Source organism: Stenotrophomonas nitritireducens, assembly GCF_001431425.1.
In the GTDB taxonomy this organism is placed as follows: Bacteria; Pseudomonadota; Gammaproteobacteria; order Xanthomonadales; family Xanthomonadaceae; genus Stenotrophomonas; species Stenotrophomonas nitritireducens.
The window spans coordinates 1-1,033 of record NZ_LDJG01000058.1 but is presented as its reverse complement, the minus strand read 5'-3'; the positions used below and the strand labels follow the sequence as shown (position 1 = coordinate 1,033).

General features: G+C 55.5%; 1 protein-coding gene. It reads right to left on the bottom strand.

Going from position 1 to position 1,033, the window contains the following annotated elements; translation table 11 throughout:
* Positions 1-537 (bottom strand): DUF305 domain-containing protein (locus ABB22_RS17400; protein ID WP_244481363.1); only part of this gene is annotated, 537 nt, incomplete at its 3' end.
* Positions 538-1,033 lie beyond the last annotated feature (496 nt).

The following is a 1,033-nucleotide window of genomic DNA, read 5'->3' as shown; positions in this document are numbered from 1 at the left end:
TGTCATACCTAGCCGAACACGGGCATTTACCCAAGGAGTATCCTCGGCACCGTCAGATGTGTATAAGGGCCAGATCTCCGCGCGCTGGCCATCGGAAATCGCTTGGCATAGGTTGACGAGTTCCGGATCTGAGAGCTGCGCCTCGCGGCACATGAGGATCGCTCCCGAATGGTGCGGGACCATAGACGCGATGAACTGTCGATCGCCGATTCCGGTTTGAGCACGGGTAGCGGCAAAAGAACCGAGTGTGAGAACGGCAAACAAGCCGTACAGCACGAGATTGAGCCGCCGGTTTAGAAACATGCCGGGCATTGTCGCTAGCATGAAGATGCCCATTGGCGCCCACATAGTGACCGCCATGTAGAGCATGTTGAGATTGTTTCTGAAGTCCCTGGCGCCGTCGATCATGCTGAACATTACGAAGTACATGACGACGAGGCCCAACACCATGTTCACCCAGAACTTGGCGTATGGTCGGCCGTGCTTACCCATCTGACCGGATGTGTGATGTTGATGTTCATGGGAATGTTCAGCCATCTCCGTCTCCTATGTGCTGGGGCAACCTGGCAGGGTCACTGGTACTGCGGCAGATACTTTGTCGATATATCAGCATGTGGAGCGATGCATCACTAACCGCTGATTTCCAGTCCCCAACTGGACGTAGGGGCGTCGAACGCTTCAACTCGCTGGTCTTGAACCGTCTGGATATCAGACCATACCAAATCGGTCTTGATGGGCTTTGCGCCACCTATGACGCTGGTACCGTGAGCGCCAATATCGAGCTTGCGTCCTCATCGCTCGATGGGCCGGCAACTGATCGATTCTTGCATATCAAGCAAGACAAGGCCACCTGCGGCGGACGCCAATGGCCTCCTCCGCCTTCGCTTAGGGCATCGCCTCAAGCGTCCGTCGCAGGCCATAACGACACAACAGCCCTTGGGCAAGAAAGGAGCCGGTGATGTAGCGCACCCGAAAGGAGACGAAGACATGCACAAGGACATTTCAACATCAAAGGTGTTCTATCGTCCCATCG